Origin of the sequence: Agriterribacter sp. (assembly GCF_035497235.1) — a bacterium.
GTDB lineage: Bacteria > Bacteroidota > Bacteroidia > Chitinophagales > Chitinophagaceae > Agriterribacter.
The window spans coordinates 50,538-65,669 of sequence record NZ_DATJEB010000014.1 but is presented as its reverse complement, the minus strand read 5'-3'; the positions used below and the strand labels follow the sequence as shown (position 1 = coordinate 65,669).

Annotated in this window: 12 protein-coding genes; 4 read left to right on the top strand and 8 right to left on the bottom strand. The window is 43.7% G+C overall.

What is annotated here, in order from left to right; translation table 11 throughout:
- The first annotated feature begins 110 nt into the window (after nt 1-110).
- Both gldB and VL121_RS04780 read left to right on the top strand, forming a co-directional pair.
- Nucleotides 111-1,196, top strand: coding sequence for a gliding motility lipoprotein GldB (gldB, locus tag VL121_RS04785; RefSeq protein ID WP_325402711.1), 1,086 nt, complete (start codon nt 111-113; stop codon nt 1,194-1,196).
- Nucleotides 1,197-1,400: 204 nt separating this feature from the next.
- Nucleotides 1,401-1,532 (top strand): hypothetical protein, encoded by a 132-nt coding sequence (locus VL121_RS04780; protein ID WP_325402709.1) that lies wholly within the window; start codon nt 1,401-1,403, stop codon nt 1,530-1,532.
- 334 nt (nt 1,533-1,866) lie between these two features.
- Here VL121_RS04780 and VL121_RS04775 read toward each other — a convergent pair whose 3' ends face one another.
- The 7 genes from VL121_RS04775 to VL121_RS04745 all read right to left on the bottom strand — a co-directional run bounded on the left by VL121_RS04775 (nt 1,867) and on the right by VL121_RS04745 (nt 8,459).
- Nucleotides 1,867-2,721 (bottom strand): pirin family protein, encoded by an 855-nt coding sequence (locus VL121_RS04775; RefSeq protein ID WP_325402707.1) that lies wholly within the window; start codon nt 2,719-2,721, stop codon nt 1,867-1,869.
- 62 nt (nt 2,722-2,783) lie between these two features.
- The gene (locus tag VL121_RS04770) at nt 2,784-3,653 is read right to left on the bottom strand and encodes a pirin family protein (RefSeq protein ID WP_325402705.1); all 870 of its coding nucleotides are present in this window, start codon (nt 3,651-3,653) and stop codon (nt 2,784-2,786) included.
- 183 nt (nt 3,654-3,836) lie between these two features.
- Nucleotides 3,837-4,220 (bottom strand): response regulator transcription factor, encoded by a 384-nt coding sequence (locus VL121_RS04765; RefSeq protein ID WP_325402703.1) that lies wholly within the window; start codon nt 4,218-4,220, stop codon nt 3,837-3,839.
- A gap of 27 nt (nt 4,221-4,247) precedes the next feature.
- Nucleotides 4,248-4,967 carry a pirin family protein gene (locus VL121_RS04760; protein WP_325402701.1) on the bottom strand — a complete coding sequence of 240 codons (720 nt, stop codon included), beginning with the start codon at nt 4,965-4,967 and terminating at the stop codon, nt 4,248-4,250.
- Nucleotides 4,968-5,060: 93 nt separating this feature from the next.
- Nucleotides 5,061-5,645, bottom strand: a complete 585-nt coding sequence (locus VL121_RS04755; RefSeq protein WP_325402699.1) for a Crp/Fnr family transcriptional regulator — start codon at nt 5,643-5,645, stop codon at nt 5,061-5,063.
- 53 nt (nt 5,646-5,698) lie between these two features.
- Complete coding sequence (locus VL121_RS04750; RefSeq protein ID WP_325402697.1) at nt 5,699-7,015, bottom strand: MutS-related protein; 1,317 nt, start codon at nt 7,013-7,015, stop codon at nt 5,699-5,701.
- Between the two features lie 52 nt (nt 7,016-7,067).
- Complete coding sequence (locus VL121_RS04745) at nt 7,068-8,459, bottom strand: dihydroorotase (protein ID WP_325402695.1); 1,392 nt, start codon at nt 8,457-8,459, stop codon at nt 7,068-7,070.
- Nucleotides 8,460-8,923: 464 nt separating this feature from the next.
- On the opposite strand from VL121_RS04745, the gene VL121_RS04740 reads away from it, so the two are divergent.
- Nucleotides 8,924-11,143: a S9 family peptidase gene (locus VL121_RS04740; RefSeq protein ID WP_325402693.1), complete on the top strand. Its 2,220-nt coding sequence runs from the start codon at nt 8,924-8,926 to the stop codon at nt 11,141-11,143.
- Nucleotides 11,144-11,146: 3 nt separating this feature from the next.
- On the top strand, nt 11,147-13,132 hold the full coding sequence (locus VL121_RS04735; RefSeq protein ID WP_325402691.1) for a lectin-like domain-containing protein: 1,986 nt from the start codon (nt 11,147-11,149) through the stop codon (nt 13,130-13,132).
- Nucleotides 13,133-13,363: 231 nt separating this feature from the next.
- On the opposite strand, the gene VL121_RS04730 is transcribed toward VL121_RS04735, so the two are convergent.
- Nucleotides 13,364-15,079, bottom strand: a complete 1,716-nt coding sequence (locus tag VL121_RS04730) for a lamin tail domain-containing protein (RefSeq protein ID WP_325402689.1) — start codon at nt 15,077-15,079, stop codon at nt 13,364-13,366.
- Nucleotides 15,080-15,132 lie beyond the last annotated feature (53 nt).

The following is a 15,132-nucleotide window of genomic DNA, read 5'->3' as shown; positions in this document are numbered from 1 at the left end:
CAAAATCTGCTGACATGATCCATTTATATTTCGTTCGGCTATTTAAGCAAAAGAAAAGTTAATAAACGGCATATGTATAAAAGAGTCCAATAGCCCTTCAACCCTTAGCTTTGATTACACAACATTTTAAGAACTATTGCGTTACACCTGCTATGCAAAAATGGTTTTATACGGTAATAATTGCATTTACAGGCTTTATGGCATGCACCGGGAATAAGAAAATACCCGATGTTTCCCATATCAAAGTAAATCTTAACGTGCAGCGGTTTGAACAGGATTTCTTTGCCATAGATACCAATAATATTGCGGCTGGCATATTGCGGCTGCAGCAGAAGTACCCTGTTTTTTTACCCGATTTTATGCAGCATATCCTGGGGCTTTCCCTTACTGATGCAGGAGGTAAATCTGATACGGCCATTAAAATGTTCCTTCGCGATTACAGGTTAGTAAAAGATACGGCATCTAAAATATTCAGCAATTTTATAGCTATTGAAGATGAAGTAAAAAAAGGACTGCAGTTCACCAGGTATTATTTCCCTTCCTATCATGCTCCTGAAAAGCTGATTACTTTTGTCGGTCCGCTTGATGCCGTTTTTCAAACCAGCCTCGGAAAAACCGGCGATGTAATTACGCAGGACGCGCTTGCGGTTGGGTTGCAGCTTCACCTGGGTAATGATGCCAGCATATACCAGAGCCAAATAGCGCAATCCCTCTTTCCCAAATATGTATCCCGCAAATTTGAACCGGCTTATATAGCGGTAAATTGTATGAAGAATATTATTGATGACCTTTATCCACCACAGACAACAAACAAAACTTTACTGGATCTCACGGTGGACAAAGGGAAGCGGTTGTATGTATTGAATAAGCTGCTGCCACAGGTAGCAGATACTTTAAAGATTGGATATACAACGGCGCAATTAAAAGGCTGTTATGCCAATGAGGGGCTGATATGGAGTTTTTTGATCCAAAATGATTTAATGTATAACAGCGACCCGCTTAAAATTCAATCTTACGTTGAAGAAGGTCCGCTTACGCAGGAATTGGGAGAAGGATCTCCGGGCAATATTTCCTTATTCATAGGATGGCAGATCATAAAAAAATACATGGAAAAATTTCCGGATACTGCTATTGATGTGCTGCTGCAATTAGATGCCAGGCAAATTTTACAGGATTCAAAGTATAAACCCCGTTAAATATAAACGGCATTGCTTTCTATTGTGGCTGAATGATTTCATTCTCCTTTTTGAAATATCCATAATTACCAACTGCTCTCGCCATTTCTAGTTTATTAACTCATAAACATAAATATTAACTTTGAAAAAGTGTCTGCCGATGAATGGGTTCAACACTGTACAAAGAAAATGCAGGTACCATTCTGTGTACATAAAAGAGGAAAAATGAGAGAACCTGAATTAAAAATTAAGCTGCAGCAACTGCGAAATCTACAGTCGGAAAACGAGATTGTTGAATTTAAGGAAGCTAAAAACGGCTATGATTTTGGCAAACTTGGAAATACTTTTCTGCATTGAGCAATGAAGCTAATTTGCTCAAAAAGGATTACGCCTGGTTGGTATTTGGCATTGAAAATAAAGATCATGAAAAGAAAAAAGTTGGCAATTTTCTTCTCTCTCCGCGAATGCACGGGAAAATAAAGTCAATTAGCTATGGCGTATGGGAACTTGTTTAGTCATCTTTTAGTCGTCTTTTCATTATAATAAACTGATAATAAATGCTTTATAGCTTATTCTTATTGCTTGAAAACAATTAGTCGAAAATAACCGAAAAAGATCTATTTCTCTTTTGGAACGGGCGGAAAGAAGAAGTAACTAATATGAGGGTAGCACACCCTTTTAACAAACGCTCTTAATAACTCAAACAGCCAAACACGCCATTCTTATAATCGGCAATTGCCTGCTCTATTTCTTCTATTGTATTCATTACAAAATTATCTTTGGCTGCTACGGGCTCATCAATGGGTTCGGCCGAAAGAAATAATATCTGCGCATCTTCTTCCGCACACACCATTATTTCTTCATTTTCTTTTTCAAAAACAATAAGGTTGTGCTTGCTTACCGTTTCCATATTTACGTTAATCTTTCCTTTTATTACATATAGCAATGTCCAGTATCCGGGTATTGCGGTAAACTGTACCCTTGAGCCTTTCTGCATTTCTCCTGCAATAGTAACAACCGGGGTGAAACTTTTTATAGGCCCTGTTTTGCCATCGTACTCCCCACTCGCCAGCCGCAGGTTTACGGCCTCCTGCTCCAATACTTTTGGCAATTGTTGCCGTGTTGCCGATTGGTAAGTGGGCTCATCCCATTTATGCGCCGCCGGCACATTTATCCAAAGCTGCACCATTTCCTGCGTGCCGCCATGTTGTAAAAGTTGTTCAGTTGGACCCTCGCTATGCAAAAGCCCTTTACCGGCAAACATCCATTGCACATCGCCTGCGCGTATAACTTCATTGTGGCCTGCATTATCTTTATGATAGCCTTCGCCCTGCAGCATAAACGTTACCGGGGAAAACCCCCTGTGCGGGTGCGGATGGATACGTAGTTCCGGGCCGGGCTGAATATACCCCGGCAGCATGTGGTGTAATGCAATAAAGGGGTTGGCAAACCTGAAATCTTTATGCGGCAGGGATTGCAGCACCCTATCTGCTTTGGTAATCTGCTTTTCCCTGCCTTGTAAAATATGCTTAATTGCTTTTTTCATGCCGATGGCTTTAAGCCCGTTTTATTAATTGGACATTCCTTAAACTTCAATACCAGGGCTTGTTAAGCTAATACCCCAAATTTGCCCGATTGAAATTCTAATATCGCTTCCTGTATCTCTTCCTGCGTGTTCATTACAAAAGGTCCGTAACTGGCAATGGGTTCATTAATGGGTTCGCCGCTTAAAAGCAGTACTACCGCATTTTCAGTGGCTTTGATCGTAATTTCTTCGCCATCGTTATTAAATAAAATAAAACTGTGTTCTGCAGCTTTTTCGCCATTCACTTCTATGCTTCCGTTTACTACCAGCAGCGCCGTATTGTGTTCCTTAGTAATGTTTGTAGTTACTTCGCCAGCTTTATTCAGTTTAATATCAAATAAATTAACGGGCGAGTAAGTAACGGCGGGGCCTTTTACAGTATTGAACGTTCCGGCAATTACATTTACTATGCCACTGTTGCCGGGCAATTGTACTTTGCCCATTTGCGCGGCGGTAATGGGTTGGTAGTGCGCCGCTGTTGATTTATCTTTTTTAGGCAGGTTTACCCAAAGCTGCACCATTTCAAAAGGTCCACCTTTTTTTGAAAATTCTTTTTCATGAAATTCTTTATGCAGGATACCCGCTCCGGCCGTCATCCATTGCACATCGCCGGGATGGATAATACCGCTGTTGCCCGTGCTGTCATAATGCTCCACACTGCCTTTATAGGCAATCGTTACTGTTTCAAACCCTTTATGTGGATGCACATCTACTCCCCGGGTATGATCGGACGGGCCAAAATCAAATTCAGCGTTAAAATCCAGCATCAAAAAAGGGCTGATGCGTTTTTGAGCAATATTGGCTCCGGGAATAAAATTAAATACCCTGAAACCATCGCCCACCATACCGGGACGGTCAGGACGTGGTATAATTTTTTCAATTGTTTTTTTCATGATTCCTGTTTTATTTTTTATATGTTGTTTACAGGCAAATCAGGGGGATGCATTCCAAATTGTCGCCGGCTGGTGGGGGACACCAGCCGGGGCGGCCCGCCGTGGGCGGTGTCTTCACCGCCCACATGAAGCAAAGCAATGCGGCAATTTGGAATGCACCCAATCAGGTATTGCCTTTTGCTTTTATTGAATACTACTATTCCATTTCGCATTTTTCAGCGCATCATCGGTAATGGAAACTGTTGGTTTGTTTTCCGCGCTGCGTTGGTCAAGCGCTTCCCTTATCTCGCTTTGTAATAACCCGCTTCCACCACCATAATGCTGGATAATAATGATACCCGGGTTTTGGTGCGTAAATATTTTACGTAGCTTTTTATCCGCTTCCTCACTAATGCCATTGGTAAGCAACACCACGTCAAAATGATGTTGATGGAATTTTTCAATAGCTTCTTCATCCGATGTGGTGCCTGTTCCAGCCCATGAAGGATCATTATTTACCAGTCTTACTACTGTTTGCAGGATGGATTCATCCCTGCCTATTATTAAAATCTCTGTTCGCGTGTTCATGTTATTATTTTACGTTGGTACATTTCATTAAATATCCATGGGAACATCCATCAGCAATATTTCCGCATGGGTACCGGCTGTAATAGAAATGGTATCTGTTTCCCATATTCCAAATCCATCACGGGTATCCAGCTTTTGACCCTCAATGGTTACTTCCCCCTTTAATACAAATACGTATATACCATTTTCTTTTCTTTTGATATTGTAGCTTAACTGCTTCCCCTGTTCAAGATCGCCGAGGCTGAACCAGGCGCTCTGCTGAACGGTAACGCCATCGCTGCCATTGGAACGTGGAGATACGATTTGCTGCAATTTGTTTTTCCTGTCTGCAGCCTGCAGGGTTACCTGGCTATATACCGGCTGAATATTTTTACGGTCGGGGAATAACCAAATCTGCAAAAATTTTACTTCTTTATCTGCATTGGCGTTATACTCGCTATGTGCAACGCCCGTTCCCGCGCTCATGGCCTGGATATCGCCGTTACGGATTACGGTTTTGTTTCCCATGCTGTCTGTATGTTCCAGGTCGCCTTCTAACGGAATGGAAATAATTTCCATATTATCGTGCGGATGTTTGCCAAAACCTTTACCCCCGGCTACCGTATCATCATTAAGCACCCTTAACGCGCCAAAATGAATGCGTTCAGGATTATAGTAATTGGCGAAACTAAAAGTGTGATAACTGTTGAGCCAGCCATGATCGGCATGGCCCCTTGTATTTGCTTTGTGCAGTATTGTTTTTGCCATATCGTTGTTTTTAATAGGGCAAAGCTACCACAGATACTATAGCCGGAAAATAATGCAGGTTAAGCGAAAAACTTAATGCAGGTTAAGCCGGTGTTACTTTTCCACGGCAGGCTGGTTCAGCATTTTACTTAAAAACTCAGGCGTAACGCCTATATAGGCCGCTACCTGTTTTTGGGGCAGGCATTGTACCAGGGAAGGGTAGAGCCGGCAAAAATTTTCATAGCGTTCTTTTGCAGACAAACTCAGGTTGCCGATTAAACGGTGCTGGCAGGTAGCCAGGGCGTTTTCGGCCAATATGCGAAAGAAGCGCTCAAACTTGGGAACGGCAGTATATATTTTTTCGAGATCCGGTTTAAAAAGAAGCATGACTCCGGAATCATCAACCGCATCAATATATAATGTTCCGGGTTCCTGCGTTATAATACTCTGCATATCGCCAATCCACCAGCCGGGCGGGGCAAACTGCAGCACATGCTCAAACCCGTTCTTATCTATAGAATAGCTGCGCAGGCATCCTTCCACTATAAAGGCCTGAAATTTATTGATATCTCCTTCCTGGTACAGGAAGTGCTTTTTTTTGATTTTCCTATGTTGTAAAAAAGAAACGAAATAAGCCGCCTCCTCACCGGTGAGGCTGATATGCATGGCAATATTTTTCAGTAATAGTGCAGTATCCATTTTACAAAACTAACCCGTTTTGCTTCATTCCTGTTTTGGGAATAAGGCAACTGCTAAAGATTTTCAAGCAATTCCACTACCTTCTCGCTTTTTAAAATAAAATAACCAAGCCGGTCATTGCTTATACCGTCTTTCAACTGGTAACTGAATACCAGTTTATCATTCTGTACATTGGTTTCAAAGTATTTGAATGAAATGGTGGGATACACTCTCATTTCATCTCCTATTTCATAAAGGTGCGTGGAAAGGATAAATAAGGAACCTTTAATACGGGTCAATCCTTTAATTACCGCCAGCGAACAGCGCATGGCATCCTGTATATTGGTGCCTTTAAATAATTCATCAATCAGCACCAGCCATTTTTTGCCGTTGCTGATGGTGAGTATTGTTTTTTTTATACGCTGCACCTCATTAAAAAAATAGCTTTCGCCCTTCACAATATTATCTTCAACATTAATATTGCTTAAAATCCCATCAAACAGTGAAAGCCGTAATTTTTCCGCGGGAACGCCCATGCCCAGGTGTGCCAGGTATGCGGCTACGCCCAGCGATTTAATAAATGTGCTTTTGCCCGCCATATTGGCCCCGGTAAGAAAAAGAAAGTTGCTTTGGGGAGATAACGCTATGTTATAAGATACAGGCTGAGGCAGCAGAATATGATATAGCTTATCTGCTTTTATGAAGGGTTCATCTGAATCAACAAATTCAGGAAAGGTTAACCTGTACTGCTGAACCGCCATGGCCATGGAATACCAGGCATCTAACTGATAAAACATCTCCGTTAATTCACTAAAGCGCGTTTTAAAAGCAGCCTTTAGAAAATGACCGTAGTACAGGTTTTCTTTTATGGAAAAACTTTCTCCCGGCTTCTTTTTCAATAATTCCTGCAGTTGCTGATGCAATAGCAGTGACCGTATCCTGGAGGCGAACATTTGCAGCTTAGCCGGCGCCTGTGGCGCATCAATCAATACCGCCAGTTGCTGCATACCCGCTATAAAATCACGGAAATGGGTAACCGAATACCGGGTTAGTCCGTAGTCGGCGCTGTGCAGGATTTTATACAGCCGGGTGCTGAAAAAATCTGTTGAATGGGGAATAGGATCAAGCGGCGTATCGTAAAACCTTTCCATCATTATCATGGTGCCGTTGGTTATGGAAACCGGCCATTCATCGAGGCGGGATACCATAAGCCGGATAATGTTTTGGGTGTCCTGTATTTTATGTAACGTGTCAAAAGGTTCCCGCATCATATGGCGCAGCCATTCTTTGCCGCCGGTGGTACGTGTAAAATTGAGTTTATGGAAAACGGAAAACGCTTCTTCAGCATTGAAGACGGAAAGATCGTTATATGTGGTTTTGTCTATTTGCATGCGCTAAAAATCGCCGGTCAAATCCTGTAAAATCAATCCTGTCTGTTTTGCACTACCGCTCAAACACCAGTCTCATGCCCTTATGAGATTCATTCCATACCGCATTTCCATAATTTTCATATACCAGGTTACCGTTCACAAATGTATGGGTAATGGTTGCAGGGAAGGTAAAGCCTTCCAGCGGGCTCCACCCGCTCTTATATAAAACATCTTCCCGCTTCACCAATTGCGGTTTATCTATATCAGCCACCACCAGGTCGGCCCAGTATCCTTCACGGATGTATCCCCGGTTGGGTAACTGGTAACAATCGGCTACGGCATGGCTCATCTTTCGCACAATGGTCTCCAGCGTTATTTTTCCCTGTTTGTAATAATACAGCATCAGCAACAACGGGTGCTGCACAAGCGGCAGCCCCGCGTGTGCCTGCTCATACTGCATGCTTTCAGTGAGCATAAGATTACCGGTACTATCCCTGTAATATCCTTTTTCCTGCAAAGTATGCGGTGCATGGTCTGTAGCAATTACATCAATCCTGTCGTCTAATAACGCTTCCCATAGCGCTTCCCTGTTATATGGCGCCTTAATAGCGGGATTGCATTTGATCAAATAGCCCAGGCGTTCGTAATCATCGGCCGTAAAATGCAGGTGGTGTACACATACTTCACAGGTAATGCGTTTTTCTTTCAGCGGTTTAAGATTGCTGAACAATTGCAGCTCTTTAGCCGTTGAAATGTGCAGGATATGCAGGCGGCTGTCATATTTTTGGGCAAATTGTATAGCCGTGAGCGATGATTCAAAACAGGCTTCTTCATTACGGATCAGCGGATGGTGTGCCGGCGTTAAAACAGGTTGCGCCTTCTTTATTTTTTCGTAATTGCTTTTAATGATCTTTTCATCTTCGCAATGCGTGGCAATCAGCACTTCGCTTTCCCTGAACAGTTTGTCGAGCGTGAGGTAATTATCTACCAGCATATTGCCTGTACTGGAGCCCATAAAAATTTTAATACCGCATATACTATTACGGTGCTGGTTTACTTTCAGCGCCTCATCTGCATTATTATTGGCAGTACCCATGAAAAAGGAGTAATTCCCCAGAGCTGTGTGCGCGGCGATACTATACTTATCTTCCAGCAAATCGAGCGTAAGTGCGTTAGGTATAGTATTCGGCATTTCCATAAAAGAGGTAACGCCACCGGCTACCGCCGCTTTCGACTCCGAATAGATGGTGGCTTTGTGCGTGAGGCCCGGTTCCCTGAAATGTACCTGGTCGTCAATAGCGCCGGGAAGCAGGTATTTGCCTTCGCCATTAATTTCCTTAACGGCAAATGTTGCCTGAATGGCAGTACCTATTCTTTCGATTCTTCCATCCTTTATTAGAACATCCGTAGCAGCAATGGAATTTTCATTAACAATGTTGATATTTCTTAAAAGATAATTTGTCATAACGAGTAGTCTATAAGCTTGTACTTAAACATTTTGAAGATGATATGATGTGCCGCCGCCAGCCTGCGTGCCTGGCGGGGAACGAACCATCTGAATTTATTTGTCTTTTACTTTTTGTCACTTTTTTTGCAGAAAAAAGTAACCAAAAAAGCCCCGCCCGACTGACTGAACATCGTTCGGGCAGGCACCCGAAAACCCTGCCTGCTGCCGGCTGGGCTGGCAGGGAATACTGCCTGTTTTCGGGAAGGAGTCCTGATGAATTTTATTTGACTCTTGTTATTTGATCCTGTATATCTCCCGGATTTCGAAATTCCGGATCCGGACTTCATTTAATAAGACTCACTTCCATTTCCCCGCATTATCATGCAATTTAAATGAATACCTTTATTTTTACCGGCTCAATGATTTTTTGCATAGTAAAATTCCAGTAATCCGGATATAGTATTTTTTACCCAATTATGCTGATGATGAAAAAACTGGTGATTTCCTTATTTATTATTTGTATTTCCCTTTTTGTTCATGCGCAGCAGCAGGGAAAAATGGATATTGATCTTGAAAAGATATGGAGTGGTCATTTTGATGAGCGCAAATACGTGGTACATCTCATGAACCAGTCTCCCCGCTTTGCCTGGATACAAACAGATACCGCTTCCGGGCCGCAGGTTATTTTATCGCTCGATTTTAATACCGCCCGGATCGTAGATACGCTTTTTTCAAACCAGATCAAGGGAGAAACAGATTCTCTGCCTACTACTTTTACCTACTTCCAGGATTTCGGTTTTTCGCCCGATGACAGCAAGGTACTTGTTCGCACACAAATTGAACCCTTATATACCATCTCCGAAAAAGCTTTCAATTATGTATGGGATATCAATAAAAAAATATTAAGGGTTGTTTCTGCCAATGGTAAACAATTGTACCCCTGCTTTTCGCCCGATAGTAAACAGTTGGCCTATATTATTGATGCCAACCTGTATATTATGGATATTGAAAAAAACACTACCCTGCCGGTAACGGTTGACGGGTCGGCGGGGCAATTCTTATACGGTATGGCGGATGCTTTGTACGAGAACGGTTTTGGAATGACGAAAGCCTACGAATGGAGCCCCAACGGCAATTATATTGCCATGCTCCGGTTCAATGAAAATACCGTAAAAAATTATCCTTTAACGGTGTATGAACGGCCATATGCCGAAATAAAGAGCCAGCGCTATCCCCTGGCAGGCGAAATGGTGCCCGATGTAAAAGTTTTTGTGTACGATATTGCCAATAAACTTTTTGTTCCGGTAGATGTGGGTGTTAATCCCGATCAGTACATCACCGGGATACGCTGGAGCCCCGATAATAAAACTTTATTTGTGCAACGGCTGTCAAGAGATCAGAAAAGGTTAGAACTGCTTAAGGCAAATGTTGTTACAGGAAAAACCTCGGTGGTGTATACAGAAGAAAGGCCGGATAATTATGTGCGTGTTTACCCGGATAATATCTATTTCATTAAAGAAGGCCAATCGTTTTTGTGGAAGAGCGAAAAGGAAGGGTATACGCATTTATATGAGATAAGCAGTGATTCTGCCGCCGTTAAGCCTGTGACCAGTGGTAAATGGGAAGTGCTGGAGGTGGAGGCTATTGATGATACGCGCAATGAAGTATATTATTCCTCGAACGAATCGGGCTCGCGGCAAAAGCAATTGTACAAAATAAATTACGATGGCAGGGGAAGAACGAAATTAACCTCCGGTAACGGCTATCATGATACATGGATAAGCAACGACAGAAGATTCTTCTTTGATGAATTTTCTTCTTTAAATGAGCCGCCGGTTTACCAGGTTGTTTCTACGGTTGAAAAAGAACAGAAAAAACTAATTGAAAATAAAGAGCTCAATGACCGGCTCAGGGAATATAAGATCCCCAATGCGTACTTCTTTACCGTACAGGCCAATGATAGCATAACAATGAACGGATGGCTGATCCGGCCCTATAATAACACCAGAGGAAAGCTGCCCTTAGTATTGTATGTTTACGGGGGATCAGCACAGCAGGAAGTATTAGATAAGTGGGGTGATAAATTTACACTCACCATGCGCTGGCTGGCCAACCAGGGGTACGCGGTTGCCTGTATAGACCCCCGTGGTACGCCGGGTAAAGGAGAAGCATTCAGGAAAAGTAATTATAAAGCGCCGGGCGATATGGAGATAGAAGACCTGCTTAAAGTAAAAGCCTACCTGGCGCGCAACTACCGTATTGATTCGTCAAACGTAGCGGTTATGGGTTGGAGTTATGGCGGTTACCTGGCAGCGCTGGCTCAAACAAAGTATGCCGGCAGTTTTAAAGCTGCCGTAGCCATAGCACCTGTTACCAACTGGCGGTTCTATGAAAATGTGTATGCCGAACGCCTGCTTTCCATGCCCGGTGAAAATTCAGAAGGGTATAAAAACGCATCCCCGGTAAGTTTTGCCGGCAACTATAAGAGCGGTCTTTTTCTTGTTCATGGAACTGCCGATGATAATGTGCATTTGCATAACAGCCTGGAGCTGAGCAAGCAGCTAACGAACGCTATGAAGACCAACTTTGAGCAGCACTTCTATACCGATAAAACCCATAACCTCAGCGATGGAACACCCAATATTCTCAGGATGAGCCTGTATACAAGGATCAACGAATTTTTAAAGCGTGAGTTAAAATAAAAAATGACTTTACATCAGCACAGGCAATTGAAAAGGCGCCGCTCCGGTTGCCTCTGGCTGGCTGTTTTGTTTTGCCTGCTGCCGGGTATACATACGCTGCATGCCCAAACAGATAAGCCTTATCACCTTAATGGGAACGCCACACAGGAAGACTGCAATTGTTATACGATTACCAACGATAAAAACGACCAGTCCGGATCCGTTTGGAATATCAATAAAATTGATCTCACCCATCCTTTCGATTACCACTTCAATGTATTTTTAGGCTGCCGCGATGCCGATGGGGCCGATGGCATTGCGTTTGTGTTGCAGCCGCTGAGTACCAGCATCGGAACAACGGGGCAGGGATTGGGCATACAGGGCGTAGCACCTTCTGTGGCGGTGGCTATTGATACGTACCAGAATACAGACTTCGGCGATCCCCATTATGATCACCTGGCTATTCATTTGAATGGCGACTTAAATCATAATACCACCAACAATATCGCGGGGCCTGTAACGGCTTTGGAAAATAATGATAATATTGAAGACTGCAGTTGGCACATTATGCGTATAGCCTGGAACCCGGCTGCCGCCATGATAACGGTATATATGGATGGCAAAGAACGGCTGCATACCACTATAGCCCTTGTGCAAGATATTTTTAACGGCGACCCGATGGTGTTTTGGGGGTTTTCGGGCGCAACGGGCGGCGCCACCAATCACCAGCGTTTCTGCACATCGCTGAACCCATCCTTTTCGCTCGCGGAAAATCAGATCACCTGTTATCCCGAACCTGTTTTGTTCCGCGATAGCTCTACTTCTTTTGGCAATATAGTTCAATGGTTCTGGGATTTTGGCGATGGAACTACCGGCACAGAAAAAAATCCGGGCATGCACACCTATCCTGCACCCGGTAACTATACGGTGAGCTTGAACATCGTTGGTAACGACGGATGTATTTCGGATACTTTCCGGCAACAGGTAGTAGCCGGGTCAAAGCCGTTGGCCAACTTTAACTTTAAAGACCCGCCCTATTGCGATAACAAACCCATTCCCTTTAATGATCTTTCAAAAGTGGAGTATGGCACAATCAATACATGGAACTGGACGGTAAACGGAAGCGCCATCCCTAACCCGGAACAACCGCTGCAACGCCAGTTACCATTGGGCGATAACAGCATTACACTTAAAGTAAAAACCAAAGAGGGTTGCGTATCTGAAACAACCCAGAAAACTATTACCATACAACAGCATCCCGGTATTAATATGCAGGAAGCTATGGATGCCTGCAAAAATGAACCTGTTCTTTTTGCTGCCACCAACAGCAATCCGGTATTGCCTGTACAATCGTGGCACTGGGATTTTGGGGATGGCGCAACCGCTGGTGAAGCATCGTTTACCCACGCCTACAGTAATGGCGGAACCTATAATACTTTTATTTATGCGCTTGGACCGGGTGGTTGCCCGTCTGATACCTTACGGCAGGAGGTTACTATTTTCGCTACCAATGCGTTTGCCGGTAATGATACCACTGCGGCTATAGGACAACCCATTCAGTTGCAGGCGTCCGGCGGGGATTTTTTTACATGGAACCCCTCTTCCGGGTTAAGCAATGCCAACAGCTCAAACCCTGTTGCAACCGTTCAGCATGATGCCACCTACATGGTTACCGCAACCAGTGAGGCAGGCTGCCCTACAACAGATACGCTGTTCATTAAAGCATATAAGGGCCCCGAATTTTATATACCCAATGCTTTTACGCCCAATGGAGATGGCAAGAATGATGTGTTCCGGTTTACGGCCGCAGGAATGACGGCTGTACATTATTTTAAAGTTTTTAACCGTTACGGTCAGTTAGTATACAGCTCAACTATTCCATCACCCGGATGGGACGGCAGTTTTAATGGTAAACCACAAGCCACGGATACATATGTATGGATGATTGAAGGAAGAGATTACACCGGCAATAGCATAAAAAGAAAAGGAACGGTTGCACTCATCAGGTAATGCAATACAGCGGCCGGGTAAGTGAAAGAAAAGAAGTGAAAAGTGAAATTTTTTGTATACTGGCGCCGGGGTCTTCATAAAAAATCCTTGTGAACAGCCGTAGGAACCCTGACGCCCGGCATTCGCCGGGATACTATTCCACACACAATAACAATAGCCCGGCTGTGAGCAGACCCGTTGGGATAAATAGCTCCATCGCTACAAAGTATGCTCCCGGGTCATGGAATCTTATTATCTCAGTCTCGCCAGTGTTACCGCCTGTTTAAATTTTTTTGTTCTCCCGTTTAGGTTATATACTTCCGTTAGTATAACATAAATGCCCATACTTATCTGCTGCTTCTTTTCATCTAATCCGTTCCACCTGAAATAGCCTTCGGTTCCGCAAATGCCATTGCGCACTAAGTAGCGGATGGCTCTGCCGCGGGTATCAAACACGGTAATATGGCATACATAACCGGGTTCGGGAAAACGGTAAGCAACGGTAAGGAAATCATCATGCCCGTCATTATCCGGCGAAAAAACACCAGGACTGATATTGATCTTCCCCTGTAGCTGCTCATTAGCTTTGAATTGCGAATTTTGATAAGTGGGCGTTCCATAACCTGCACTGGCAGCGGCGGAATGCCAGTTGTTTTTATCCTGGGCAGGCTGGTTGTAATCTATTCTTTCCAGCGCTACTCCTTTATAGTTGCTAATAAGTTCAAAATGCCATTTTTCATCATACCGCAATTCATCCATCACCTCACCCAGGGTATTTAATAATACTACGGTACCGGAAGCATTTGGATAGGAAGGCATAGTTGTTATTGCTATAAGCGCGCCTGTATTTTTCACTATATATTGCTCCTTAACCGCGGCAGCGTTGTCTGTTACAACCACAAAATCGCCGGGGAAAATTAAAAGATCTTCACTATTCAGTTGTTTAATACTATTTATGTTGCCTGTGCTGTTCCTGCCGGCAATATGTAATGTTTTGGCATTAATGATGTGGTTGCTGCGGTTATACAATTCCACATAGTCTGAACCGTCTGCAGGAGGATTAAAAAGTATTTCATTAATTATTATGTCCCCGGTTTCAGGCATCTCCTCCCTGCCTGCTTTTACAACAGAAGAGCTGCTGATGACATTACCGCTGCAATCGGATACATTTTTCACCTGCAGGGTGAATACTTTATTTTTTGCAAGCGGCTTATCTAACTTTAGTTGCACGGTATTAAATAAAGGCGGCTGTGGTGCGGCCCGTTCAATGATCATCCCATCGCTGCACGCATAATTTTCTTTTAGCGCGCCTTGCAGGCTGTCTAAGGATTCATTAAATACCAGCAGGAAGTGCAGGCTGTCTGTTGTATAGGCACGCAGCAACTCCGGTACTGTTTCGTCTTTATTATTGCCCGCTATGGAATTAGGAGCTCCCGGTGTTCCGCCCCTGGCATCTGTGCTGGCTTTCCAGTTACTGCTGCCGCTGCACGGGTTTTTTGTGTCAATCATTTCTAACGACCACCCGCCGGCGTTTTTCACTTCATTATCGTACCAGTTCCGGTTGTATTGTACAGCATGCATGAGTATGTTTTCATCGGACAAAAGCCAGAGCATATCTCCGTTAACCCGCAGGGAAGGGAAATGGCTAACCCCAATTGTAGCGCCAAAAGCTGAAAGCGCCTCCATCGCGCCGGTAGAGCTAATGATAACAAAACTACCGGGGAGCAATATAAAATGTTCTTTAATGATAGCGGTATCACTCCCATCACTGATTTTCCATTCATAAAGATCATATGCAGTAGGGGAAGCATTATAGAGTTCAATGTACTTGCTGCCCGGCAATGCAGAGGCTGATGCAGGAGGGTTGGCCATAATTTCGTGCAGGAGCACATTGTACCGGGCGGGCTGCTGCGCATATATACGCAAAAAGCAGCACAGCGTTAGCAGGCAGAACAGGGTGTTTTTCATAGTTACAATGTAATAAAATTCCGGCATATTTTACTACCTTCAGCGCACAAGTT

Excerpts from the sequence above, each read along its gene's own strand:
- VL121_RS04750 (WP_325402697.1), bottom strand. The coding sequence starts at position 7,015 with ATGCAAATAGACAAAACCACATATAACGATCTTTCCGTCTTCAATGCT.
- VL121_RS04730 (WP_325402689.1), bottom strand. The coding sequence starts at position 15,079 with ATGAAAAACACCCTGTTCTGCCTGCTAACGCTGTGCTGCTTTTTGCGT.
- VL121_RS04760 (WP_325402701.1), bottom strand. The coding sequence starts at position 4,967 with ATGGCAAAAACAATACTGCACAAAGCAAATACAAGGGGCCATGCCGAT.
- VL121_RS04735 (WP_325402691.1), top strand. The coding sequence starts at position 11,147 with ATGACTTTACATCAGCACAGGCAATTGAAAAGGCGCCGCTCCGGTTGC.
- VL121_RS04770 (WP_325402705.1), bottom strand. The coding sequence starts at position 3,653 with ATGAAAAAAACAATTGAAAAAATTATACCACGTCCTGACCGTCCCGGT.
- VL121_RS04745 (WP_325402695.1), bottom strand. The coding sequence starts at position 8,459 with ATGACAAATTATCTTTTAAGAAATATCAACATTGTTAATGAAAATTCC.
- VL121_RS04740 (WP_325402693.1), top strand. The coding sequence starts at position 8,924 with ATGATGAAAAAACTGGTGATTTCCTTATTTATTATTTGTATTTCCCTT.
- VL121_RS04755 (WP_325402699.1), bottom strand. The coding sequence starts at position 5,645 with ATGGATACTGCACTATTACTGAAAAATATTGCCATGCATATCAGCCTC.
- VL121_RS04765 (WP_325402703.1), bottom strand. The coding sequence starts at position 4,220 with ATGAACACGCGAACAGAGATTTTAATAATAGGCAGGGATGAATCCATC.
- VL121_RS04775 (WP_325402707.1), bottom strand. The coding sequence starts at position 2,721 with ATGAAAAAAGCAATTAAGCATATTTTACAAGGCAGGGAAAAGCAGATT.
- VL121_RS04780 (WP_325402709.1), top strand. The coding sequence starts at position 1,401 with ATGAGAGAACCTGAATTAAAAATTAAGCTGCAGCAACTGCGAAATCTA.